The organism is Xenorhabdus littoralis (assembly GCF_033949345.1).
Lineage (GTDB): Bacteria > Pseudomonadota > Gammaproteobacteria > Enterobacterales > Enterobacteriaceae > Xenorhabdus > Xenorhabdus littoralis.
Genome location: NZ_VCDP01000034.1, coordinates 1 through 24,514 on the forward strand (window position 1 = coordinate 1; position 24,514 = coordinate 24,514).

Consider the following 24,514-nt stretch of genomic DNA (forward strand, 5'->3'; position numbering starts at 1 on the left):
GCAATGATTTTCAGGTCAAGATCCGGGGTTTCCGCATTGAATTAGGGGAAATTGAAACACAACTGGCGGCCTGTGAAGGTGTCAGTGATGCCGTTGTCATCGCCCGAGAAACAGAAAGTGGTGACAAGCGTCTGGTGGCTTATGTCATTCCACAGACCGATGTCACCCTTATCCCTTCCCAACTGCGCGAACAACTGGGCACACGCCTGATGGAAAACATGCTCCCCAGCGCGTTTGTGATATTGGATGCCTTCCCGCTCTCCGCCAACGGCAAGCTGGATCGCAAAGCCCTGCCTGCACCGGATGAGTCCGCCATCATCACACAAGGGTATGAAGCGCCAATCGGTGAAATGGAGAATATCGTGGCTGAAGTATGGCAAGAGTGCCTCAGTGTAGGACGGGTCGGACGCCATGACCACTTCTTCGAACTGGGCGGTCACTCCCTGTTAACCCTGCAAATTGTCGTCCGCTTGCGTCAGGTTTTGGGGATGAATATTGCAGTGCGCGATTTTCTTGCCAATCCGACCATCAGTGAATTTGTCGCATTTATTCAGTTGGACTCCCCATCCACCCAACAAACGAATGTAGTGACCGTTCGCAAAGGTAACCGCACAGACAACACTAAGCCTGCGCTGTTCCTTATCCATCCGGTTAATGGCGATATTAATTATGCTTACGAACTGGTCCCTTATCTTAATGATAAAGAGATGCCGATTTATGGGATCATCGCCAATGATGCACAGGCGGAAGAAAATACGCCGGTCAGCTTGAAAGATATGGCGAAAGGGTACATTGACTCAATCCGTCAGGCAGAAGTGCAAGGGCCTTACTCCTTTGCAGGCTGGTCTGTCGGCGGGTCAATTGCCTATGAAATGGCCTGTCAACTGATTGCGGAAGGTGAAACCGTGCATTTTGTCGGGCTTCTTGATACTCATGCCAGTTATGAAAATACTTTCTCACCGGAAGAGAAAGAGGCGGGATTTGTCTTTGATGAAATTGCCATTTTAGTGGATAACATCCCTGATGATCTCCCTGACAGTCTGGAAGATGAAATAAATGAACTCATACTGAAACGTGACTACAATGCGATGTTAATGCTGGCACAAGAGAACGACCTGCTGCCACCTGATATTTCCCCTGAAAATATCAGACAGCATCTGATCCTGTATCACAACATCTCAGTTGCGGCCAATTACTATACCCCATCGGTATGCCCTGCCGGTACTCGCATCACCCTATTCAGGGCCACGGAGCAAGAAGCGGATACTGAGCATAGTGTCAGTCTTGGCTGGGATAAGATCATTCCACCAGTACAGCTAACCGTTGTTGATATCACGGGTTCTCATGGCTCCATCATGAAGCAACCCAATATTCAATTTGTCGGTAAAGCATTGGTTGATGCCATGAAGGTTGATGCCATGATGAGCAAAGAAGAAGATTGATATACTGATAAGCGCCCGTTAAAACGGGCGCTTTATTCTTAAGCCGCATTTTAAACCGCTGAATCAGGATTTCTCAGATCAACTGTGCATTCCTGTATATCAGTAACTGCTCAGCCAATTTCTCTTTCTCTACAGCGGCAACAACTTTTCCTCGCCGCAGCACAACCTGATGCGTTTTCATTTCCTGCTCGCCGACAATCAAAATATTGGGGATTTTCATTTGATGGAATCGCTTGATTTTGCGGGAAACAGAATTATTACTGTGATCTATCAACACATGCAGCCCCGCAGATTTAAGCGAATTCGCCAATTCATTGGCATAGTCAAGCGCCGCTTCACTGACCGTTGCAATTGCAACCGGCAGCGGATGAATCCACTCAGGTAAAGCTCCCTGAGTCACTTCCAGCAACATGCCGATCCAACGTTCCAGAGAACCATACATTACCTGATGTAAGATCACCGGACGTTCTCTCTCTCCGGCAGCATTTGTGTATGTGATATCGAATCGTTCCGGCAGATTGAAATCCAGTTGGATTGTGCCGCACTGCCACTCACGTCCCCTGTTATCCTGAAGAGCCAGCTCGATTTTGGGTCCGTAAAACGCCCCTTCCCCGACCTGTAATTCAAAATCAATCGACTCGCTCCGGCAGACGTCAATCAAAACCTGTTCTGCACTTTGCCACAATGCCAATTCCCCCAAAGCTGACTCAGGACGTGTGGATATTTTGACCGCAAACTGCTGATAACCATACTGACGATAAACATGTCTGGCCCTGCCCAGAAAATGTTTGATCTCATCCTGAACCTGTGACCACGCACAAAACACATGGGCATCATCCTGAGTGAACTGACGCAGCCGTAAACTCCCGTTCAAAGAACCAGAAGGCTCATTGCGATGCACAAGACCAAATTCAAACAATTTTACCGGCAGTTCCCTGTAGCTGTGTACACCGCGTTTGAACAGTAATATATGCGCCGGACAAGACATGGGTTTTAGCGCATACTCTTGCATATTTTCCTGACCCCCACCGAAGAACATATCTTCTCCGAACATCATCAGATGACCGGAAGTTTGCCAGAGATCCTTTTTCAGAAACTGGGGAGTACGAACCTCCTGAAAACCGTGCTGTTGATAGAGTTGGCGAATATGCTGCTGAATATCCTGAAACAAACGCCATCCGTTCGGGTGCCAGAAAATCATCCCCGGCCCTTGGGGCTCTGAATGGAACAGATCGAGCTGTTGTGCGATTTCGCGATGTGTTTTCATCGTTTCTCCTTAGTGAAACTTTTATTGAGGAAACTTTAACTAATGAAACTCTGGGCGAATCGCATAAAACAGGGATAAAAAAACCCTCTGGCGAATCGCTCAGAGGGTTTTAAAAATTCAGTCGTCTTTACCCCCCGAACAACCTGCTGGTTTCGGTGGTGGTAGTTTGTTGAACTGGCTTAGCCAGAATAGGGATCAATTTAATTTTTTTCATAATGTTGATATTCTTAGCAGCCTGTTTCAGAAAAAGCAAGCGGGAGTTGTCTATTTAAGAAAATTACCAATATGCTTTTTAAGGTACTCTGATTTTCTTACTAAGCACTGTAAATTAATTAAGCATCCGAATTTGATAGTTAATAGAAAAAGAAACAACAGTCATTACAAATTAAAACGGCGTTATTTATTAATTTCAGTACATATAAAGCCAAATAAATATTTTTTAGAGAAAAGTCTCAATATAAGAGACACCCACTGCCTTGACATATAAACCCATCTCTTTATTCTAGTTATTAACTTTCGAAAAAACTGAGGATAACACCTATTATGTCTAAAGATAATTTAATCACTGGCGCTATATTTTATACTAAAAAGAATTATGACGGAGATTCTTATGAATATCCAGAAAATAGTACAGTAGTAAATTTAGTCGGCACACCATTAAATGATAAATTTCTTTCCGTTGAAGTAGGATCAGGCTCTATCGTTTTTGCCTGGCGACATGGCAGTGATAGCCAAGCGGGACAAATTTATCGTGAATGGGATACAAGTCAGACAGATGTCAGTGATATTCAAGGCTTATCAAAGTTTATTGTATCGCCTAACAACCGTGATTTACTGGCAATAAAATTAGTTAACAACTCCGGTGTGGATCAGGTTTTCAGAGCTAACATTCAAACCTATACCATTCCAGATGCTGTAGACTGCTATTCAAACGGCGACTATGAAATAGTGGGATTAATTCCTACAGATGGCCAGCTCTATGTTACATCTGTTGTTGTATTTGATCAGAATAACATTCCGGTTACACAAGGTGCTGTCTATTTTAAACATACTGGCACAGGTCTTGATATTGTTACATATGATGAAACAAAACCACCCCATATTAAAATAGAGAAAAAAGAGAGTTATCATTTTATTTTCACGTTAGAGCCTTTCTGAACCCCACATAAATAACTACAGACATAAAAAACATCCAAATTAATAACAGCAAATAAGGGAGTGCTTTTTAGCTCACTCCCTTTTTAATCTAAAAGGGTTAATATCAATAAAAGATCGCCCATCAATAACCACTCTGCTGAATTCATTCCTTTCACATAGTGTGACAATACCTTTGATTCCTTATAATTACAAAATTAACAATATCAGTTAAATTATATAAAAGTATTTATATTTAACATGCGTTATCTGTTTGTTTTTATTTTAATTTATAGTTAAATTTAAATGGAATTTAATCTATATTAAAAAATGTAACTTATGGATAAGTTTTCATCAAACTCCCCATCTCACCCTCCCTATTTCTCGGAGTTACTGAATATGAATAGAGTTCTGAGTGTCTGCATGGCACTGTGTTTTACGATAGCTCCGGCAACAGTACAGGCAGAGATTACAGCGCCGATTGTTTACCTTGATCGCGCAACCCCTTCGGTGTCACTCAATATCAACGGTAAAGAGATTGATAAGATTGAAATAGATACAGGGGCATCCGCCGCCTTTTATCTCCCTCAATCCGTCTTTGATTCGATTTTTCAAGAGCAGAAAATTCGCACGACAACCACGCAAAGTTACGATATTTTCGGCGTTGAGAGTTCTACTGTAACGGCCAGTCCAGCAAATATCACTGTGAACGGAAAAAGCCTTTCAAATGTTGATATTGAAATCCTTAAACCGTGGGGTAACGGCGGTATGTTAGACGACAACGGACAACTTCGCATAAATGGAGTGTTAGGGCTGGGTGTCGCCAAAAACAAGACACTCGTTATCGACTATGCTTCAAAAATGCTGACCATAACCGACAATCTTAAAACGCTTCCTGCGGGCTATCGCTGGCAATCTATCCCGTTCACCCGCGAAAAGCACGGGATAGAAATCAAGGTACAATCTGACAACAAGAAAATATACCGTATGGTTATCGATACTGGTGCAAGTCATACAGTGCTTTTTTCAAAGGAAGGGTGTATTGATTTCTCGCGGGCCTGTCCAAAGAAAACCATTGTGACACCTGACGGTATTAAGCTCTCTGCGCTGCTCTTGCAAGTTACTGATGACCGGATAAATTTTGATGGCCTGTTAGGTGATGACTTCCTTTCAAACAGGGTTCTTATCATATCGAATGATCGATTGATGATTAGCTTGCCGAAGTAACGATTATTCTCAATGACCTGAGCCAAACGTTGATGTCCTTTCCTCTTTCGAATATTAGTGTCAGTCTACCGGCGGAGTTTTTCGCATCATGGTTCAAAGGCTGGGTACTATAGAGCTAATGACTAGATATTTAGCCCCAGTATTTGATGGATAGTTTCATCGCAACGGGTTTGGAGGTTGTATGCTAAAATGCTGCCTACTGACAGGGCAAATCAGAGCGTTGTCAATCTAGTACATCTCAGAGTAGGATCAAAGTATGCCAAATAATCGGGCTAAACCTTCATATTTCTCTTCTTCGATCCTCATCATTTTTTGCTGTAAATGCTTATCATATTTATCCCATAAATGATGGGTTCTCGCTTCCAACCAAGGTGGATAAGTGGGCGACTTGTTTCGCCAAAATTGGATTTTTTTAGCAACTCTGGGATTAGTTCTGTGCCTGAAAAACCATCTTAACTCTTTTCCGGTCAGACTATCGTCTTTTTGGTTTCTATACTCATATAAATTACCACTACTGTTTCTTCCATTGGTGTTTATGTCTATATTACTGTATTTTTTAAGAAGACGTTCTATATTGATATTATCAAAGAAAATAACATTTATACGATAAGGTCGTTATCCTAACCCAGATATAACATTAATAATATGATCCAACGAGTGATCTACTATTGTCAAAAGTCATTGATTTAAACCCGACAAGGTTATATGGTAGTTATAAAATATTTTTAATGGAATTTTGAATAAAGAGGAAATAGATTATGAATGATTTCTTTTTATTTAACCAAACTCATTACATTAATAACTTGAAAGAAAATAAAATAATTAATGATTTCTCTTTTAAGCCTGGTCGTGGTTTTTGCTATGGAATTTCACTCTATCTATTAAAAAAAATAATAAATGAAACATGTCAATGTCATTATACTCTACTACCTCATTGTTGTGATTACATCTATGGTGAAAGAAATTTTAAATTTCCATCACTCCAGGAAGTATTTGATATAGCAAAAAAACACTCAGAAATAATCCATAACAGTGGACTAAATGCACTATCGAGTGAGTGTTTTAATTTTAATACAAATATGCTTTTTATACAGAAAAAGGCATGTAAATCTCCTTTTCCTGGTTATTTTTTTAATGATAACGAGTTTCCTGATGAAGGTTGCGTTTTAGTATTATTAAGTACTATGGATTATGAAAAAACCGCAGAAACACATATCGGATCATTGTTTTATAATAATTATAAAGACTTAGCATCCTCTAAAAATAATCTACTTTTGAATCATGCGGGATTTGCTTTTTGGAATAAGGAAAATTTATTTGTATTTGACCCAAACACCGGCGGAAAATTGGAGAAAATCAGAAAATTCACACCAGATGCAATAGAGATTGCTATAAATAGCATGTATTTTAGAATAAATAGTCATAAACGAATTAGAATTATGTGTTTTTATTTTCCAAATTTCAATGATAGAGATAATAAACATCTCAATAACATTATTGAACAAATGTAAGTACTATGAGTACTAATCGAAGAAAAAGCTTAGCTATGCTCCAAATAATTATTTAGGCTTTACAATGTCAACTCAGGAGGCAGGCAAACCCTACCCCCTTATTACGACTAAAAGACTAAAAAAAGAAAAATAAACTACAGCTTAATGATAAAAGCAAGAATATAATATGGGGGTACCACATTGACACTATGAGAATGACTGTCTTGAGTTGCAGAGGCACCATGGTCATGTGAGCCCCCCCCTCCTTCTGACTTTGAAAACTCCCATGTATAACCAGGACTCCTCCCATTCCTCTCGTATAGAGCTTGCCCGCCCCCCCCTTCATTCCCCGCAGTGTAAATAGAGTGACTGTGCGATGGGATCTCATTAATTGTTAGGGTATGCCCATTAACATTAACTCTAATGCTGGGGTTTTTTGTATCTGAAGTTACATTAAAATACTTGGCACTATTATTCCCCTGCACCTTTTGATTATTGGTTTGATTAACATTGGTAAATCCGGTAGAGCCAAGTACAAATCTATCCCGTAAATCCGGCCTTCCATTTTGGCCATCGCATAATGCCCACCCCTTCGGCATTCCAGACTCAGTGCCGGCAAACATCATCACCATCCCTTTCTGGAAGGTTTGCTCAGGAGTAAGACCAATACTATTTCCATTTACTTGAATACCATTGCTGACAACAACTTTTAAACCATTATTCTCATCCGCACTTAATCCACTGTTGGTCGCGAGTTTAACGCTCATCCCTTTAGCATTAATTTGAATACCATTGCTGACTACGGCTTTTAAACCATTACTCTCATCTGCACTTAATCCACTGTTGGTCGCGAGTTTAACGCTCACCCCTTGGGTATTAATTTGAATACCGTTCCCGGAATCAACAGATAAACCGCTGCTGCTTAATGCCAGACCTCCGGCATTGCCGTTGGTTTGCCCATCAGTACCTTGACCACCGCCGCCATTGACATGCGAGCCTTTCGCCAGTTTTAATGACACACTATTGGCACCGACGGCAAGACCGTTCCCCTCACCCACGCAGATACCGTCTTTTTTATACACCAGCCCGGAACCCAGGTCGGTTGCTAACATATCCTTCACGCTAATTAGCGGTGCATAGTCAGTGTCGGTACTGCCTGGATTTAATTTAAGTTGCAGCGTCCCGCTATTATCCAGTTTGAATCCATCACCAGAACCATTTTGATCTGAGGCTTGCCCTGTGGCACGTAGCCCGATATTTGCCATATCAATTAAATCAGCAAAATCAGTTTGCAATGGAATACTGCCCGATTTAAAACGTTCTTTTAGTGCATCTGCCAGTGGTATTGCGTTTTTTTAGTCGGAACCGTACTTTCAGAATTACGATTGTTATCAGCCATTTTCTTCTCCAAATCGATGAACATTTATGATGAACATTTATGATGAACATTTATGATGAGCATTTATAACGTTGACGGAATATCTTTCAGGACACAGAAGAGCTCTTCTTGTAAATAAATGCATTTATCATATTTTTTATTTGAACGTTTTTGATTCTATTTATTCAAGGGCATCCATATTTAATTTACCACATCAGGTTTATCAAATAATAAGCTTTAACCGGTAAGACAGAATATCTTCATCTTCGTTTGCATGTAAATGAAATTGCATAAAAAGCAAATTGCATTATTGGCAATGTACTCATTGTCACTTTTTCGGCACGATGATTATCGATATAAGCATGATATAGCCCCACAAAAATTTTTTCAGAATGATATACCTGTCATTTTGTGGCGGTAGCTTTATCTAAATATATTTTTACACCCTATTTTATTTGATATTAATCATAACCATTCTTATTTTAAAAGAGGCTATTATGTCTACAAGCACATCTCAAATTGCAGTTGAATATCCTATTCCTTCTTATCGTTTCCTTGTTTCTGTCGGGGATGAACAAATTCCATTTAACAGTGTTTCAGGACTGGATATTAGTTATGACACCATTGAGTACCGCGATGGTGCGGGTAATTGGTTCAAAATGCCCGGCCAGCGTCAACCCATCAATATTACTCTGCGTAAAGGTGTTTTCCCCGGCAAAACTGAACTGTTTGATTGGATTAATTCTATCCAGCTTAATCAAGTCGAGAAAAAAGATATTACCATTAGCTTAACCAATGACGCAGGCACTGAATTATTAATGACCTGGAATGTTGCTAATGCTTTCCCTACCTCATTGACTTCGCCTTCCTTTGATGCCACCAGCAATGATATCGCCGTTCAGGAAATTAGCCTGACAGCCGATCGCGTCTCTATGCAGGCTGTTTAAGGCATTACATCGTTAATCATTTTGTATAAAGGAATTTTTATGACAACCACGACCAGTTATCCCGGCGTTTATATTGAAGAATTAAATAGCCTGGCTTTATCCGTATCAAATAGTGCCACAGCCGTTCCTGTTTTTGCCGTGAATAAAGAAAAAAAACATATTAATGGAGATATTGCACTCCGAATTAATTCCTGGATGGATTATCTTAATCTGGAGAAAACCTTTGACAACAAAGATAAGTTGGCAGTTTCTCTGCGGGCTTATTTTACCAATGGCGGAGGTTACTGCTATCTCATTCAAACCGAGAGTTTAGAAAAACTAATTCCAACCTTAGATGATGTCACTTTGCTGGTTGCGGCGGGTGAAGATATTAAAACAGCCGCAGCAACTTTATGTCAGGCAGGAAAGGGGTTATTTGCCATTTTTGATGGCCCTGAAGAAGCATTGACTATCAATGATGCAGAAACGGCCAAAGGAAAGTATGACGCCACACCATTTGCCGCAGTTTACTACCCGTGGCTGAAAGCAGATTGGGCAGAGACAACCATTCCACCGAGTGCTGTTATGGCAGGGGTTTATGCCTCTGTCGATTTATCCCGCGGAGTGTGGAAGGCTCCTGCCAATATCGCCCTGAAAGGGAGTCTGGAACCTGCATTCTTGGTCACAGATGAATTGCAGGGCGCATACAACTCCGGTCGTGCCATCAATATGATCCGAAATTTCAGCAATACCGGTGCCACCGTTTGGGGAGCCAGAACACTGGAAGATAGTGATAATTGGCGCTATGTCCCTGTGCGCCGCCTGTTTAATACCGTCGAGCGGGATGTTCAGCGCGCCATGAGCTTTGCCATGTTTGAACCGAACAGCCAGCCGACCTGGGAGCGAGTCAGAGCGGCAATCAGCAATTATCTTCATAGCCTGTGGCAGCAAGGGGGGCTGGCCGGTAGCAAAGAAGAAGAAGCCTATTTCGTACAGATTGGCAAGGGCATTACGATGACGCCGGAACAGATTAATCAAGGGCAAATGATTGTGAAGATCGGCTTGGCTGCTGTTCGACCTGCGGAATTTATCATTCTCCAGTTTACGCAAGATGTAGAACAGCGTTAATCACATTGATTGATGAGGAATTATCATGTCAACTAATCTAAAAGCGCCCGGCGTTTATATTGAAGAAGATGCTTCCCTTGCATTGTCTGTCAGCACCAGTGCCACTGCCGTACCTGTTTTTATCGGTAAATTTACCCCGAAAGTAGCGGATTCAGCCCAAGTCTGTACCCGTATCAGCAATTGGCTTGAATTTACTTCCGCTTTTTCTTTGGCACCAGTGACCGAGATTGCCATCACATCGTTCCCCCCTTCTAAGGATGAAACAAAAAAAGAAGGAGGTGAAAAAGAACAAGTTGAACAGAAAGAGGCTGAAACCCCAAAAACACCTAATGTTCAAGTTCTCTCTGCTTCTGTTGCTGAAGAAGAACCAAAAAAATGGATTCACAATATTGAGAAAGTCTATCTATCTCAAGCCGTAGAAGCCTTGAAGCTCTATTTTCAAAATGGGGGAGGAGCCTGCTATATCTATTCACTAAATGATACTAGTGAGCTGAATCTGGCCGCTATTCCCGAATTAATTGAACAAAAAGGGGATATCACCCTGCTGGTTTGTCCAGAAGAAGATCAGGAGTATAAAAGCAAAATCTACGGTGCAGTCAGCTCACTGTTGAATAATAACAAAGTAGGCTATTTCCTGATTGCAGATAGCCTTGATGGTGAATCAGTGTCTGGCATGGGAAATAACAGCAAGGTCGCTGCCTATTATCCTAAGTTGGAAACAAACCTGAAATTCTCCACCTTGCCCGACGAGCAAGATGTTCTTATCAGTGGTTATGAGAATGAATCAGGTAAGGACAAACTAAAGACTCTGAAACAACTTAGAGAGACAGATAAAGTCCTGGCGCAGGAAATTGATGACAGATTGCAACAGGAACAGCAACGTAGTCTCATTCTTTCGCCAAGTACTGCCATTGCCGGAATTTATTGCCAAACTGATAGCCAGCGTGGCGTCTGGAAAGCCCCCGCCAACGTTGCACTCAGCGGAATCAAAGACCTGACTGATAAAGTCGATGACGAACGGCAAGGTACCATGAATGATAATGGCATCAATGTTATCCGTTCATTTACCGGCCGTGGCTTGATGGTTTGGGGGGCGCGTACTTATGCTCAGAACGGTGAGATCAACTGGCGCTACATTCCCGTCCGTCGTCTGTTCAATTCCGTTGAACGCGATATCCGTCAGGCACTGCGGGCCGTGTTATTTGAAACCAATAATCAACCGACCTGGATGCGCGCCAAGGCCGCCGTTGACCAATATCTTTATGCCCTTTGGCAAAAAAATGCCCTGTTGGGGAACAGCCCGGAAGAGGCTTATTTTGTCCATATTGGTCAGGATATCACCATGTCTGATGCTGATATCAAACAAGGCAAAATGATCATGAAAGTAGGTCTGGCTGCGGTACGGCCGGCTGAATTTATTGTTCTGCAATTTACGCAGGATGTCGCTCAGTAATCTCCATGATTAAACACAGGCACTGTCAATACAGTGCCTATCTAACCACTTTGGAGGAGATGATGATGGAAAAAATTCAACCGGGCGTGACCTTAACAGAAAGTATCATTACCACAGGCCAGCAAGAGATACCCAGCGCAGTGCCCGTATTTATTGGCTATACCGCCCATAATCCACAGCAACTAAAGCAACAGCAAGCAGAAACCGCGGTTCGTATCGACAATCTGGCGGAATATAACCAGCTATTTGGTGGCGATCATCTGATGGCATTGGCCGTCAGGCACTATTTCGATAATGGCGGGCAACGGGCTTTTGTGTTACCGCTGCAAGGCAATATGCCCTCAGCAAACATGACCCAAGCGGAAGCCGAAACCCTGATAGCCGCATTAAGCTCTGACGCGGTGAAAGAAGCCATTGGCGGTGAAACACAAATTACCCTGATTTTGGCACCGGATATCGCCCGGCTGAATGACAGTGTGATTGAGGATCAACACACTTTAGTCAATTTGTGGTCTGAAGGTTGGATGACCCTGCTGCAACTGAGCCAGATCCGCGCCAATCTTTTTGTACTGCTGGACGCACCGGATGAGGTTGAACAGGCTCACCAATGTCTGAGGGATTTATCATCAGCGTATCGCCAATGGGGAGCCGCCTATTGGCCACGTCTGGAAACCACTTATCAGGACGTATCCAGCCAAGATATATCCAGTAAAAACATAGCCGGCAAGAAAGGTATCGTGCTTTCCTCTACCGCCGCCATCGCAGCAATTATCCAGCGCACAGATAGCGAAATCGGCGTGTGGAAGGCGCCGGCCAATATTGCCCTGTCTCAGGTGATTCGGCCGGTTAGATCCCATTTTCAGGGGAGTGTGCTGTTTAACGCCAATGGCACTTCGCTCAATGTGATCCGCAGTTTTCCCGGCAAAGGCATACGCGTATGGGGATGCCGCACGCTGGAAAACACAAACAACACACCGTGGCGTTACCTGCAAACCCGTCGTCTGGTTTCTTATGTCACCGTACATTTGGCGCAATTGGCCCGTATGTACATCTTTGAACCCAATAACGAGCTGACATGGATGAAATGCAAGGGACAAAGTTACAACTGGTTACGGCAATTGTGGTTACAGGGTGGCTTGTACGGCTCACGGGAAGATGAGGCATTTACCGTGCTGTTAGGGGTCAATGAGACGATGACCGAAGAGGATATCCGGGCCGGGAAAATGATTATGAAAGTCGCCCTGGCCGTATTGTCTCCCGCTGAATTTATCGAGATCAGTCTGGTCTTTGATACCCAGACGGGAGCGCTTTTGTCTTAAGAAGGAAAGAGCACAATGAACGATTATTACACCCCCGTGGTATCCCACCGTTTTATGGCGAGTTTTATTTTTAATGGTATTCCCGATCCACTGGATATCCGCTTTCAGCGCATTTCCGGCCTGAGTCGGGAACTTCAGGTGACCCAGCACAGTCAGGGCGGCGAAAACGCCCGCAATAATTATCTGGCCGAGAAAATCCAACACGGCACATTAACGCTGGAGCGCGGCGTGATGACGGTTTCTCCTTTGACCTGGATGTTTGACCGCGTATTGCGCGGAGAAAAAGTCGCCTATGCGGATGTAGTGATTATGCTGTTAAACGAAAATTCACTGCCCGTATCCAGTTGGACACTGAGCAATGCCTTGCCGGTACGCTGGCAAACCAGCGACTTTGACGCGAACAGTAACGCCATCTTGGTGAATACCCTTGAGCTGCGCTATCAGGATATGTGCTGGTTGGGAGTCAAAGTATGACCGTAGAAATCAGAGAATTAATCATTCAGGCAAAAGTGGTGTCATCAGCACCAATATTACCAACACAAGCGACTGAATCAGATCAACAAGGCCATTCGTTGATTCAGGAAAGTCTGGATGAAGCAGCCTTGATTGAAAAAATTAAACGCGAAGTGCTGGCCGAATTACGCGATGAGGAAGGGTGGCGTCCATGAGTCTGATTGAACGTGGTTTAGCGAAGCTGACCATTAATGCTTATAAAGACAGGGAAGGAAAAATACGGGCAGGCACCGTGCAAGCCATGTATAACCCCGATTCCCTGCAACTGGATTATCAAACGGATTATCAACAATCCCAGGCCATTAACAGCGAGAAACAAAGCAGTATTTATGTACAGGCCAAACCCGCAGGATTATCCCTTGAGTTGATTTTTGATGCCACGATGCCGGGTAACAAAACCCCCGTTGAAGCTCAGCTAATGCAGCTCAAACAACTGTGCAGCGTGGATGCCACCAGTAATGAAACGCGATTCCTGCAAATTAAATGGGGCAAAATGCGTTGGGAAAACCGCGGTTATTTTGCCGGCAGGGCGAAAGGTTTGTCTGTGAATTACACCTTGTTTGATCGTGATGCCACCCCCTTGCGGGCGCGGGTCATCCTGACACTGGTGGCGGATGAAAGCCTGGTCTTGCAGGAGACAGAACAAAACCTGAAATCGCCGGCAAAAATCGCCTTACGGGTACAAGATGGCGTATCGCTGGCGCTGATGGCAGCCGGTACGGCATCAACGCTGTCCGGCGGTGTCGATTATTTGTCACTGGCCTGGCAAAACGGTCTGGATAACCTCAATGGCTTCGTACCGGGTGAAATATTACAGGCCACCAAAGGAGACGCACCATGAGCCATCAACTGAAAATTATTGCAGATGGCAAAGCATTGTCTCTTTTGGCCGTCGTCGATGTGGATACCTATTACCGCGTGAACAGCATCCCTTCGGCAACGCTGAAAATCAGCCTGCCGGATAGGCCACTGTCCTCTTTCAGCCAGACAGATGTACAGGCAGAACTGGCCCATTGTCAGGCAGGGAAAACCCTGCGTCTGGAAGTGACTGACGGCGGCCGGAAATCGGTGCTGTTTAATGGCCTGATTACCCGCAACACATTGAAGATCAAAAATAAGCAATTATTGCTGACGTTGCTCGTCAAGCATCGCTTGCAACTGATGGTAGATACCCAACATTCACAACTGTTTAAGGCCAGCAGCGAAAAAACCATCTTAAATACCTTGTTGAATCAGGCTGGCATCAAGGCTCACTTTGAACGGATAGCCGCGTTAGATCAAAAACATGAGCAGATGGTGCAATTCCGTTGTTCAGACTGGCGTTTTCTGCTGTGTCGGCTATCTGCCACTGGCGTATGGCTGTTACCCACGATAGAAGGCGTTCAAATTGCCCAACCTGAATCCCTGAAATCCAACTCAACCCATATCCTGAAAAGCCGGGGGGATGAGAAAAAAGATATCGTCGTCAAGGATGCCAGTTGGCAGTTTGACAATCATCTTAACCCCGCTTCACTGGAAGTCAGTGGCTGGGATATCAGTAAACAACAGGAATTATCAGGCGGCCGCTACGGCAGTGTTGCCGTGGGAAAAGCGGCACTCTCCCCTGACAGGCTGGCATCTTTAAATAAAACGAGTTGGGACATTCGCTACAGCAGCCCGTTAACCACTCAAGAGAGTGGCTATCTGGCACAGGGACTATTGTTGAATCAACGCATTTCTGGCGTCACAGGTGAATTCCTGCTTAAAGGTGATGGACGTTATCAGTTAGGGGACAACATTCAATTAACGGGATTTGGTTCACAACTGGATGGTACAGCCAGCATTACGGCGGTGCGCCATCGTTTTAACCGGCGAATTGATTGGGAAACCACCCTGAGCATAGGCTTACAACAGGAATATCTGCCCGTGTTGCCCGATGCCCCTGAACTGCATATTGCGACGGTCGCGAAATATCAGCAGGACAAGGCAGACTTGAACCGCATCCCGATTATTCTGCCGGTGCTGAACCGCCCGAATGAATTTCTGTGGGCAAGACTAGGGAAACCTTACGCCAGCCACGAAAGCGGTTTCTGTTTCTATCCAGAACCGGGTGACGAAGTGATTGTCGGCTTTTTTGAAAATGATCCACGTTATCCGGTGATTCTGGGGGCCATGCACAACCCGAAAAATAAAGCACCGTTAGAACCCACCCAAGATAATCAGGAAAAAGTCTTGGTGGTTAAGCAAGGTGAAAACCAACAACAAATTGTCATCAATGGCAAAAAGAAAATCATCCGAATCAATGCGGGAGAAAATCAAATCGAGCTCCAGCAGGATAAAGATATTTCTCTGTCAACGAAAAAAGACTTAACACTGAAAGCGCAGACAATGAATGCCCAAATGGACAAATCACTCAATCTGTCCGGCAAAAACAGTGTTGAGATCAAAGGTGCCAAAATTAATCTTACCCAGTGAAAGGTGAACAATGGAAAACCAAATACTGACACAACTCTATGGTCGTGGCTGGGCTTTTCCTCCCGCCTTCTCCCTTGAAAAGGGGGTGGAAATGGCGGAGGGGGCAGAAGATGTGCGCCAAAGTTTGCACGTTCTGTTCAGCACAGAGCCGGGGGAACGCCTGATGCGCGAAAATTATGGCTGCGGATTAAATGATTTTATGTTTGAAAATATCCGCAACGAACTGTTTGCTGAAATTGAATCCCATATCCAGGACAGCGTATTGCGTTATGAATCACGGGCGGATATTACGGATATCCAGGTTCGTCAGTCGCCAAACAGCAAAAATACCCTGCAAGTGCAGGTGATGTATCGCCTGCGGGGAAGCGATATCAATCAGCAGATTCAGGGAACACTGGCACTGAGTGAAGGTCGGGTGATGGAGGTGGTATGAGTGAGGCCATTGTAGTGAACGGTGACATGCTCCAGTTTGATCCTAACTTTGGAAATCGAAAGGTGATGGTTCCCAACCCGGGTAAGATCAGTGCTAAAGGGCATGCGCAGGTAAGCGGCAAGAAAGTCTGCATTCTGGGGGATGAGAAACAAGTCAGGGTTTCTGCAACCTATACCACAGATACGCATATGACACCGGGAACCGGCACTATTACCATCAGTGCGTTGGATGCCAGCCAGCAAGCTCTTCAATGTACCAGTGGCGCGGCCTTAATTATTAAGGGGCAGAAGTTTACAGCCATGTTTACGCCTCAATCACCCGCCATGAATAATACCGTGAACCCGCCACAACCGGATGTTCCGGCTCCTTCATTCGGCAAAGGCAGTTTTATCACTCAACAAAATTTTGCCACCGTGAATTAAGGCTTTGGCTGAAAAAAATCGAAATTAAACAGTGTGAGTAATCCTTTATTCACAGAGGAATCTCTGTGCCACACAGGTGATATTATGGAATCAACTGAGTTAAATAATAAATTGTCAGACTTGGTGCCGATGAGCGATTTTAAATTAGATAATCGAGCCAGTTTGCAATTACTCCAATATATTGAAAAGTACGCCCAAGTCATTCCCTTTAATCAGGACGGTAAGCATTGGAATGACTTTTTCTTTATGGCGAATAATACGCCAGAGAAACTGGCCGAATTATATCAAGGGGAAAGCGAAGCCAATGGCGAATTATTACCTCATCAGGCTTTTCTATTGGCCATATTGCGATTATTGGAAACCCCAATATCCTTATTGAATACCTTACCTGCGGCGCATCGCAATCTTTATTATCGGGCGCTTTTGGGCTTGTCTCCCTGTCCGGCGAAACCCGATCAGGTTGCCTTGTCGGTGGAACTGAATTCAACCGTGACAGAGCAACTGATTACTAAAGGTACCCTGTTCGAAGCGGGACAAGATGAACAAGGCAATGCCCTGCAATATGCGCTGGATGCCAGTTTGTTGGCGAACCGGGGCTATATCAGTGATTTGTACTGGTTACGGAATAAAGAACAACAGCAATGGATGACCGCGACACCCTGGAATTCACAGGCACAGATATCATTGCCATCTGATGGAATACGGTTATTCAGTAAAACGGATTTGGATAAATCTGTACTGGGTGGAGTGTTGCTCACCTCTGCACAATTGGCGATGGAAGAAGGAACAAGAAAGATAACTGTTACCTTTGAGAAAGATATTGATAGCCAAAGTTTGCTGGCACAAATTAGCAGTGGCAATCAATGGTTAACTTTACAAGTTGAGGAAAATAAAAAAGAAGTCACACTGACGCTTTCAGAGAAAGAACCGGCAATCAGTGCGCCAGAGGATCTGGATAACCTTGTTTTCACCCAGCCAGTGCTCCGGCTACAGGGAAAAGACAGCCAGGCACTGCCTGCGATAACTAACATCCAGACTCAAGTAAATACCACAGAAATTCAGGGCATCTCTTTTGAGATATCTTACCTAACCCCATTTGGCTATAGTCATGAAATTGAGCCATTGGAAGAAAATCCCGCGTTATACCTCGGTATCACTGACGTCGAACCGGGACAAACTTTATCGCTATATTGGAAATTGAAATCGCCGCAGCAACCCGAAAAAGTTTCCTGGTATTACCTGAACCAAAAGAACCAATGGACTGCATTGGATGCGTGGGTCAATGATAAAACCGAACATCTGTATCAAGATGGCACCTGGCAGGTTGTACTGCCCGCTGACGCGTCCAATCAGGCAACAACAATGCCAACGGGACGCTATTGGTTAAAGGCAGTCGTGACCATCCCTACACACGAAGGCTCATGGGGAAAAACCCCTTGGTTATGCGGCCTGATCTATAACGCTCTGACAGCAACATTAGTGAATGCCGATAACATCAGTCACAGCCATTTCTTAACGCCATTACCGGCAGACACTATTCAGCGTCCGGTTGAACCCATCATTGTCGTGGCTTCAATCAGCCAGCCTTGGGCGTCATGGAATGGACGTTTACCGGAAACCGACAGCGCTTTTTTTGAACGGGGAGCACAACACCTGTCCCACCGTAACCGAGCCTTAACCTGGGGCAATATGGCGACACTGTTAAAAGAGCGTTATGTCAGCATCTTTGATGTTAAGTACCCCGACAATGATGAACTCACCCGAGTACCGGCATTGAAGGAACAAAAGCTGACCATCATCCCCGCCAACCGATATAACGACAGCGATGATCCTCTGCGTCCGGTGCTAAACCCGGCACGTCTGCAAGGAATGACAGAATGGTTACAGCAAAAAGGCTCTCCCTGGGCTGAGATTAAGATCAACAATCCCCAATATGTTGATGTGAACATTAATTACACGGTGGTTTTTAAGCCGGATGTTAACACCGATTTTGGTTATCGCCAGCTACGGCAGCAACTCAGTGAGACATATATGCCCTGGAGCGTCGATGAACAGCGCCCCGTTATGTTGAATAACAGCATTAACTATTACCAGTTACTGGCGACCATTCAACAGCAGCCGCTGGTTGAGCGGGTCACTTGTCTGACGTTGCGTCGGTCGGATGAAGCTAAAGGCAGTGATATCACCGTATCGGTGGAAGCCAAAGATAATGAGGTGCTGATTTTAGTCTGGGAAGCAGACAATAAGCTGCAATACCGAGGAAATAACGATGAATAATCAAGAAGCACTGTTTCACAAAGTGAAAGACGATATTCACTTTGATACCTTGCTGGAACAGGCTCATCAGGTGGTTGAGCAACAGGCCGGAAAACAGTGGAGCGACACGACAGAACACGACCCCGGAATCACCTTTCTGGAAGGGCTTAGCTACGGTGTGTCAGATTTGGCTTACCGTCATACCCTTCCCTTAACAGACTTATTGACCCCTGCCCCCAATGAGCAGGAACAGCAAGATGGTATTTTCCCTGCTGAATTTGGTCCCCACAATACGCTGACTTGTGGACCAATCACCACTGATGATTATCGGAAGGCATTGCTGGATCTGCATAGCAGCGACTGGACAGGAGAGACATCAGCATCAGAACAAGATAAAGGGGATTTTCTGTTCCGTAACGTACAACTGGTACGTGAACCGGAAAAGCAAGGCTATACCTATTGGTATGATGCCACCAAAAGGGAATATAGTTTTGTCAGTCGTGAAGGGGCAAAAGAGTTTACCTTGCGGGGAAATTACTGGCTCTATCTGGAACCGACCCGTTGTACGCAGGAGAACCTGACAACAGCTACCCAGCAATTGACAGACTTTTTGATCCAAAACCGCAATATTGGGGAGTCAGTCAGTCAGATTATCTGGTCACAACCGGTTGATTTCCCGCTATTACTGGATATCGAACTGGATGACGATGTACAGGATATCGCTGGTATTTTTGCTGCCGTCTATAGCACCGCAGAGCAGTATCTGATGCCTGAGGCACAGCGTTACCACACTGAAACGCTGCAAGATGCCGGAATGCGCAATGATAAAATCTTTGAAGGGCCACAATTACAACATGGCTGGATCCCTGAATTGCCGACAGCCCGTGACTATACCAAACGGATCATCCTCAATCTTAGCCGGCTGGTTAATAAACTGCTTGAGATTAAAGGTGTTCAGAGTGTCAATCGCCTTCGGTTGGATGAAGGTTTTGATAAAAACCTGATTGAGTCGGTTCAAGGGGATACCTGGTCGTGGTCAATTAAAGAAGGCTACTATCCTCGCCTGTGGGGCCAAGATCCGATCCATCAATTGGCACAACATGATGGCCCGCTCAGGATGATCGCCAAAGGCGGAATTAGCGTCACAGTCAAAGAAGACGAAATTCGCAAAAGTTTACCCAATCCAACTCTGATTCAGAATAAACCTGTGGTATTGGCTTACGGTCGGCATCGCGATGTGGCGCGTTATTATCCCGTCAGCGATACGTTGCCCGCTTGCTATGAGTTACAACAACCCTTGTCTGAGAGTGAACATGCCCAACGCTTGTTATCACTTCATCAGTTTATGCTGCCATTTGAACAACTGCTGGCTTGCGGCTGTCAGCAAATTGCCATGCTGCCACAATTGTTGGCTTTTCAGCGCGAGGGATATGAAGTCTGGGGCGATCAATGGCCGTTTAAACCAGGTTCTGTCAATGATGAAGCCCATCAGGATTACGCTCCGGCATTAAAAGCACTGTTAAAACAGATTGCGCACGATAGCGATCATGAATTGGATATCGTCAATTATCTGCTCGGCTATTTTGGCACCCAGCGGGCACCGCGTACCTTTACCACCCACATTGATGATTTTCGCGTCGTGCAACAGGGCTATCTGGCTCAACAACCGACATTAACTTATCACCGTGCCAATATTCGGATTGACCAGGTTTCGTCGCTACAAAAACGCATTGCTGCCCGCATGGGATTAGGCGATGAACTGTTTAAACCGGAGCCTGACCTGAGCAAACTGCCTTTTTATCTGGTGGAACACCGGGCATTGCTGCCAATCAAGCCCAATAGCCTGTTTGATAAAGAGCAGGAGCTGGAATCGGTAACAGAGGAGAAAGAAAGCCAGACTGATCAGCATTATCTGGTGATTAAGAAAGCCGGTATTAATGGCAAGCTGAGACAGGGGCAAGTGATCAATTTAATCCTCTATGAAGGCGAACAGGGCAAAACCCAATTTACAGTGCGTGGTCAGATGATAGTCAAAGCCGAGGGGGATCAATTTTGGCTGGACATAGGTAATAGCGCTCAACTGGAATACAATCTGGAACGGATAATGGCCGCAGCCAAAGCGGAAACACTGTTCTGGCAAAACAGCGTGGTCTGGATGGAAGATATGAACTACCGTCTGGCCTACGATAGTGACCAATCCCAGAATGGCAAGCCATTGCCTGATAACCAGCGGCGCCTGACCCGCACAGCACAAACCCCCTTCCCGTCCCTGATTGCGGTAGGTAATGAAATTACCCTGACCAAACATTTAGGGATAGTCGGAGTCACACAGGAATATGCTGATGACTCAGAAAAACTGTATGCAAAAGTTGTCAGCTTTGATCGTATCAAGGGTACCTTGATTATTGAACGTCAGGATAGTTCGACATTGACATTCCCTGCCTCGGAAGAAGCATGGCGATACAGTTGGCATTTTTCGGGTAAGGAATTTGAAAATACCGATCGTTTTTCATTTGTTATCAGCGTGGTGGTAAACAGTGATTTAATTAAAGTGTCCGGTGTTGATCCCTATAAATTAGAAGAGTGGGTAAAAGAAACCATTCTTACCGAGTTCCCTGCCCATATTTCTATGATTATTCACTGGATGGATCGGGAAGCATTTTTAAATTTCGGCATGACTTATCAACGTTGGCAAAATAACGGAGCACCACTGGGTGATTCTGCCTATTCGATTCTGGAGAGCCTGACATTAGGTAAATTACCTTCTGCTTTAAAAGGCATAGGAACAATGCGAATTGCTACACCGCACCAAAGAGAAGACGTTGTCGGTAAAAATAACGATCAGTGGAATACCGATAAAATAATCCAGAATGAATTATTCTATGTTCCTAAAGAGAACGAATAAGAAAAAATATCTACCAATCACAATTTTAAATTAAATATAGTTTATGGGGTTAGTCATGAAAGAGATTCGTTATTCTGCAAAAACACAAGAGCAACAAAAATTATCTGACTCAAAAGGTATTGGGCCTGAAACTGATAAATTAAAAAATAAATTTAAAGACGGCAGTATTCCTTTACAAATTGATTTTAATGAATTGATTGATATTGCGGATGTTGGTCGTAAAGCGACTGGACAAACTCCTGGACAATCAGGAGAACCGGGTAACGGTTTGAGTTTGACAGATGATGGAACTTTACAGACCGTTGTGAATTCAACCGGCGGACTGCATTTTGATAAAAAAGCATTAGCAATTAAACCTTACGATGGGATTAACGTTGATAATCATGGTGTTTCAGTTAAAGCCGGTAATGGCATAAAAGTGGACAATAACGGTGTCAGTATTGATTCCAATAAAATATTACCCAAAGGAATGATTGTGATGTTCTCTGGTAATAGTGCTCCTACTGGATGGGCTTTTTGTGATGGTAATAATGGAACGCCAGATTTAAGAAGTCGCTTTGTCATGTGTGGTGAAACAATTTCTGAGATAGGAAAAAGCAACAGTAAAGCCAGTGGGAGTGATAATGGAAAAAACTTTTCCAAAGATACAACATCAAAGACAATTTCGGTAAGTGTTACTGTGAAAGATACTATATTGGAAGAATCACACATACCTAGTCATAAACACATTGGGGGTATGTCTTACTATAATAGTCGTGGATTTAAATATAGTTATAGCCCTGATATCCAAACCGAATATCAAATAAATAATTCCATCTCTGTCTCAGATAGTGCAATATGGATGAATCCTTCATCAGGGGCAAATTATTATGCCTACACATCAGAAACAGGCGGAGGAGAAGGACATGATCACCGAGCAACAGCCTCATCCCCTTCACATAGCCATAGCATTGATGTAGTTCCGCCCTATTATTTATTAGCCTTTATTATGAAACTCTAATAAAACTTTTTAAATTTATATTAGTAGCAGTGAGTATTAACTAATACTCATTGCTAGTTTACATCACTAATGTTATTTATGGAGTAAGTTATTTGATGATTCCATTGGTCAAAGAAACAAATTGCATTATTTACAGAATTATCATATCCATTGAATCCATAGATTATAATGGTGAAAAAATAATGGATAAATGCTCGTATCTCTTTAATGACAAGCTAGAAACAATCATTAAAGAAAATATTAAAAAATTAGAATCAACCAGTAATAACAAATTATTATTAGAAAAAATAGCCTTGGATTTAGGTAATATTGAGACAGATTTTTTTGAAACAGAAATCCCCATAAAACTAGAATCTGAATTAAGAAAAACTTTTCAAAAATACTTTTATTCTTCCGAACATACTCCATGGAAAGAGAAAAGATATTTCCCACAATCAGAAAAGAGTATTTCCCATCACACCTTTACTGGATCTCCATTAATAGAAAAAGTAGATCATTACTTACACAAGGGAAACTGGTCATCTGATGACGATAAACATCATGCAACAAATACTTTGAATATTGACAGAGAACACTGGCAACAGATCAATCACCAATCCCAACAATGGCTACCTATGTTAGCCAAACACTGTTTACAACCTGCGGGGTTAAGCCGCTTAATTCAGATCTGTCAGCCAGACGTTCTTGCTATGCTTTGTCGGTTATTTACTGAAACAACATCTGAATTTGTTAATTCAAAAGCGCAGGTAATCACAGATACAAAAGTAACACCCCAAAAACTGAGTTTAGCTGCTGAATATTATCTTCGGCATCAGATGAAATATGTACATAACTCACAACAAGCACTTACATTGCAAACTAAAAATGAACTAACATCGGAAAAAAACATTATTGATAATAGTTTTAATCCATTAAGGCAGGATAATAACGAAGCAAATACGCTAACAAAAACGACACTACAAACTCAAAATAAGCAAATACCGAGGGTAAATATTACTCAAAATGATAGCCATCTATTAAAACAGAATCATAATAAAACTGACATGCCAATGGATACAGCACCGCCATTTGCACTCCAGCCCATGCAAACACCCCCTCAATCAGCGGCCACACAACAGCGTCATGGTTTGATAAAGGAGACGGTAAAACAAAACCCTGCAACTTTACAAAACAGGGAGCAACACAAAGAATTACTGGAATCGGCTTTATCAGCGCAAATATCATCCATACAACCTGATAATAGAATTCAAACTCCATCAGCACAGTCGGTTTTACCCATCAGCAATGCCGGTTGCATAATTTTATGGCCGTTACTACCAACATTTTTCCGTACCTTTGATTTATTGGATAAAAACCGATTTATCAGCCTTGAAGCGCAAAGAGAGGCCGTCTGTTTACTTGACTGGCTGATTTGGGCCGAAGAGGAAATACCTGCATGGCGACTGACACTAAACAAAGTGATCTGCGGCCTTCCCATAAATGACAACGCGCTATGGCGTTCACCAGAACCAGAACAGCGAGCGGCCATCAACCAATGGCTGGAAAAAACCCTTATACAACTTCCGGCCTGGAAAAAAATGAGCGCCCGCGATGTACGACACTTATTTCTGCAACGTTCCGGGGAATTGAGTGAATTAAACGGTGTAACAAACATCCATATTCAACCCGAAGTTTACGATGCACTAATAAACGAATGGCCGTGGCCAATGAATATAGCGAGTTTTAGCTGGTTGCAACAACCCATTACCATCACATGGTTATAACCCT

At 43.6% G+C, this 24,514-nt stretch carries 20 protein-coding genes; 18 read left to right on the forward strand and 2 right to left on the reverse strand.

Features of this window, described 5'->3' with window-relative positions; all coding sequences use genetic code 11:
* The coding region (locus FE394_RS09875) for a thioesterase domain-containing protein (RefSeq protein WP_319926221.1) at window positions 1–1,442 on the forward strand (1,442 nt) is incomplete at its 5' end.
* A 73-nt stretch (window positions 1,443–1,515) separates the two neighbouring features.
* On the opposite strand, the gene thrS is transcribed toward FE394_RS09875, so the two are convergent.
* Window positions 1,516–2,709 (reverse strand): threonine--tRNA ligase, encoded by a 1,194-nt coding sequence (gene thrS, locus FE394_RS09880; protein ID WP_319926222.1) that lies wholly within the window; start codon window positions 2,707–2,709, stop codon window positions 1,516–1,518.
* Window positions 2,710–3,252: 543 nt separating this feature from the next.
* Between thrS and FE394_RS09885 the strand changes: the two genes are divergently transcribed.
* The 3 genes from FE394_RS09885 (at window position 3,253) to FE394_RS09895 (ending at window position 6,581) form a co-directional block, all read left to right on the forward strand.
* Entirely contained in the window at window positions 3,253–3,867 is a 615-nt protein-coding gene (locus FE394_RS09885; RefSeq protein WP_319926223.1) for a beta/gamma crystallin domain-containing protein, read from the forward strand.
* Window positions 3,868–4,242: 375 nt separating this feature from the next.
* Complete coding sequence (locus FE394_RS09890) at window positions 4,243–5,070, forward strand: pepsin/retropepsin-like aspartic protease family protein (RefSeq protein ID WP_319926224.1); 828 nt, start codon at window positions 4,243–4,245, stop codon at window positions 5,068–5,070.
* Window positions 5,071–5,828: 758 nt separating this feature from the next.
* The gene (locus FE394_RS09895; RefSeq protein ID WP_319926225.1) at window positions 5,829–6,581 is read left to right on the forward strand and encodes a hypothetical protein; all 753 of its coding nucleotides are present in this window, start codon (window positions 5,829–5,831) and stop codon (window positions 6,579–6,581) included.
* Between the two features lie 134 nt (window positions 6,582–6,715).
* On the opposite strand, the gene FE394_RS09900 is transcribed toward FE394_RS09895, so the two are convergent.
* Complete coding sequence (locus tag FE394_RS09900; protein WP_319926226.1) at window positions 6,716–7,855, reverse strand: hypothetical protein; 1,140 nt, start codon at window positions 7,853–7,855, stop codon at window positions 6,716–6,718.
* Window positions 7,856–8,435: 580 nt separating this feature from the next.
* Here FE394_RS09900 and FE394_RS09905 point away from each other — a divergent pair.
* The 14 genes from FE394_RS09905 to FE394_RS09970 all read left to right on the forward strand — a co-directional run bounded on the left by FE394_RS09905 (window position 8,436) and on the right by FE394_RS09970 (window position 24,510).
* Complete coding sequence (locus FE394_RS09905; protein ID WP_319926227.1) at window positions 8,436–8,885, forward strand: phage tail protein; 450 nt, start codon at window positions 8,436–8,438, stop codon at window positions 8,883–8,885.
* 39 nt (window positions 8,886–8,924) lie between these two features.
* Window positions 8,925–9,992: a phage tail sheath family protein gene (locus tag FE394_RS09910; RefSeq protein WP_319926228.1), complete on the forward strand. Its 1,068-nt coding sequence runs from the start codon at window positions 8,925–8,927 to the stop codon at window positions 9,990–9,992.
* 25 nt (window positions 9,993–10,017) lie between these two features.
* On the forward strand, window positions 10,018–11,445 hold the full coding sequence (locus FE394_RS09915; RefSeq protein ID WP_319926229.1) for a phage tail sheath family protein: 1,428 nt from the start codon (window positions 10,018–10,020) through the stop codon (window positions 11,443–11,445).
* 65 nt (window positions 11,446–11,510) lie between these two features.
* Window positions 11,511–12,764, forward strand: coding sequence for a phage tail sheath C-terminal domain-containing protein (locus FE394_RS09920; protein WP_319926230.1), 1,254 nt, complete (start codon window positions 11,511–11,513; stop codon window positions 12,762–12,764).
* A gap of 15 nt (window positions 12,765–12,779) precedes the next feature.
* Entirely contained in the window at window positions 12,780–13,238 is a 459-nt protein-coding gene (locus FE394_RS09925) for a phage tail protein (RefSeq protein WP_319926231.1), read from the forward strand.
* Entirely contained in the window at window positions 13,235–13,432 is a 198-nt protein-coding gene (locus FE394_RS09930; protein ID WP_319926232.1) for a DUF5908 family protein, read from the forward strand. The genes FE394_RS09925 and FE394_RS09930 overlap by 4 nt, the downstream gene beginning before the upstream one ends.
* Window positions 13,429–14,118: a CIS tube protein gene (locus tag FE394_RS09935; RefSeq protein ID WP_319926233.1), complete on the forward strand. Its 690-nt coding sequence runs from the start codon at window positions 13,429–13,431 to the stop codon at window positions 14,116–14,118. Before FE394_RS09930 ends, FE394_RS09935 begins: the two co-directional genes overlap by 4 nt.
* A complete protein-coding gene (locus FE394_RS09940; RefSeq protein WP_319926234.1) occupies window positions 14,115–15,731 on the forward strand; it encodes a phage baseplate assembly protein V in 1,617 nt (538 codons plus the stop codon). Before FE394_RS09935 ends, FE394_RS09940 begins: the two co-directional genes overlap by 4 nt.
* Window positions 15,732–15,741: 10 nt before the next feature.
* Window positions 15,742–16,164, forward strand: a complete 423-nt coding sequence (locus FE394_RS09945; protein WP_319926235.1) for a GPW/gp25 family protein — start codon at window positions 15,742–15,744, stop codon at window positions 16,162–16,164.
* Window positions 16,161–16,586, forward strand: a complete 426-nt coding sequence (locus FE394_RS09950; RefSeq protein ID WP_319926236.1) for a hypothetical protein — start codon at window positions 16,161–16,163, stop codon at window positions 16,584–16,586. The genes FE394_RS09945 and FE394_RS09950 overlap by 4 nt, the downstream gene beginning before the upstream one ends.
* An 84-nt stretch (window positions 16,587–16,670) precedes the next feature.
* Window positions 16,671–18,863 carry a baseplate J/gp47 family protein gene (locus FE394_RS09955; protein ID WP_319926237.1) on the forward strand — a complete coding sequence of 731 codons (2,193 nt, stop codon included), beginning with the start codon at window positions 16,671–16,673 and terminating at the stop codon, window positions 18,861–18,863.
* Entirely contained in the window at window positions 18,856–21,747 is a 2,892-nt protein-coding gene (locus tag FE394_RS09960) for a hypothetical protein (protein WP_319926238.1), read from the forward strand. The genes FE394_RS09955 and FE394_RS09960 overlap by 8 nt, the downstream gene beginning before the upstream one ends.
* Window positions 21,748–21,802: 55 nt before the next feature.
* Complete coding sequence (locus FE394_RS09965) at window positions 21,803–22,747, forward strand: tail fiber protein (protein ID WP_319926239.1); 945 nt, start codon at window positions 21,803–21,805, stop codon at window positions 22,745–22,747.
* A gap of 95 nt (window positions 22,748–22,842) precedes the next feature.
* Entirely contained in the window at window positions 22,843–24,510 is a 1,668-nt protein-coding gene (locus FE394_RS09970; RefSeq protein WP_319926298.1) for a contractile injection system tape measure protein, read from the forward strand.
* Window positions 24,511–24,514: the final 4 nt, after the last annotated feature.

What these genes read in the sequence shown, in the direction of transcription:
- thrS (WP_319926222.1), bottom strand. Translation starts at nt 2,709, where the DNA reads ATGAAAACACATCGCGAAATCGCACAACAGCTCGATCTGTTCCATTCA.
- FE394_RS09885 (WP_319926223.1), top strand. Translation starts at nt 3,253, where the DNA reads ATGTCTAAAGATAATTTAATCACTGGCGCTATATTTTATACTAAAAAG.
- FE394_RS09890 (WP_319926224.1), top strand. Translation starts at nt 4,243, where the DNA reads ATGAATAGAGTTCTGAGTGTCTGCATGGCACTGTGTTTTACGATAGCT.
- FE394_RS09895 (WP_319926225.1), top strand. Translation starts at nt 5,829, where the DNA reads ATGAATGATTTCTTTTTATTTAACCAAACTCATTACATTAATAACTTG.
- FE394_RS09905 (WP_319926227.1), top strand. Translation starts at nt 8,436, where the DNA reads ATGTCTACAAGCACATCTCAAATTGCAGTTGAATATCCTATTCCTTCT.
- FE394_RS09910 (WP_319926228.1), top strand. Translation starts at nt 8,925, where the DNA reads ATGACAACCACGACCAGTTATCCCGGCGTTTATATTGAAGAATTAAAT.
- FE394_RS09915 (WP_319926229.1), top strand. Translation starts at nt 10,018, where the DNA reads ATGTCAACTAATCTAAAAGCGCCCGGCGTTTATATTGAAGAAGATGCT.
- FE394_RS09920 (WP_319926230.1), top strand. Translation starts at nt 11,511, where the DNA reads ATGGAAAAAATTCAACCGGGCGTGACCTTAACAGAAAGTATCATTACC.
- FE394_RS09925 (WP_319926231.1), top strand. Translation starts at nt 12,780, where the DNA reads ATGAACGATTATTACACCCCCGTGGTATCCCACCGTTTTATGGCGAGT.
- FE394_RS09930 (WP_319926232.1), top strand. Translation starts at nt 13,235, where the DNA reads ATGACCGTAGAAATCAGAGAATTAATCATTCAGGCAAAAGTGGTGTCA.
- FE394_RS09935 (WP_319926233.1), top strand. Translation starts at nt 13,429, where the DNA reads ATGAGTCTGATTGAACGTGGTTTAGCGAAGCTGACCATTAATGCTTAT.
- FE394_RS09940 (WP_319926234.1), top strand. Translation starts at nt 14,115, where the DNA reads ATGAGCCATCAACTGAAAATTATTGCAGATGGCAAAGCATTGTCTCTT.
- FE394_RS09945 (WP_319926235.1), top strand. Translation starts at nt 15,742, where the DNA reads ATGGAAAACCAAATACTGACACAACTCTATGGTCGTGGCTGGGCTTTT.
- FE394_RS09950 (WP_319926236.1), top strand. Translation starts at nt 16,161, where the DNA reads ATGAGTGAGGCCATTGTAGTGAACGGTGACATGCTCCAGTTTGATCCT.
- FE394_RS09955 (WP_319926237.1), top strand. Translation starts at nt 16,671, where the DNA reads ATGGAATCAACTGAGTTAAATAATAAATTGTCAGACTTGGTGCCGATG.
- FE394_RS09960 (WP_319926238.1), top strand. Translation starts at nt 18,856, where the DNA reads ATGAATAATCAAGAAGCACTGTTTCACAAAGTGAAAGACGATATTCAC.
- FE394_RS09965 (WP_319926239.1), top strand. Translation starts at nt 21,803, where the DNA reads ATGAAAGAGATTCGTTATTCTGCAAAAACACAAGAGCAACAAAAATTA.
- FE394_RS09970 (WP_319926298.1), top strand. Translation starts at nt 22,843, where the DNA reads ATGATTCCATTGGTCAAAGAAACAAATTGCATTATTTACAGAATTATC.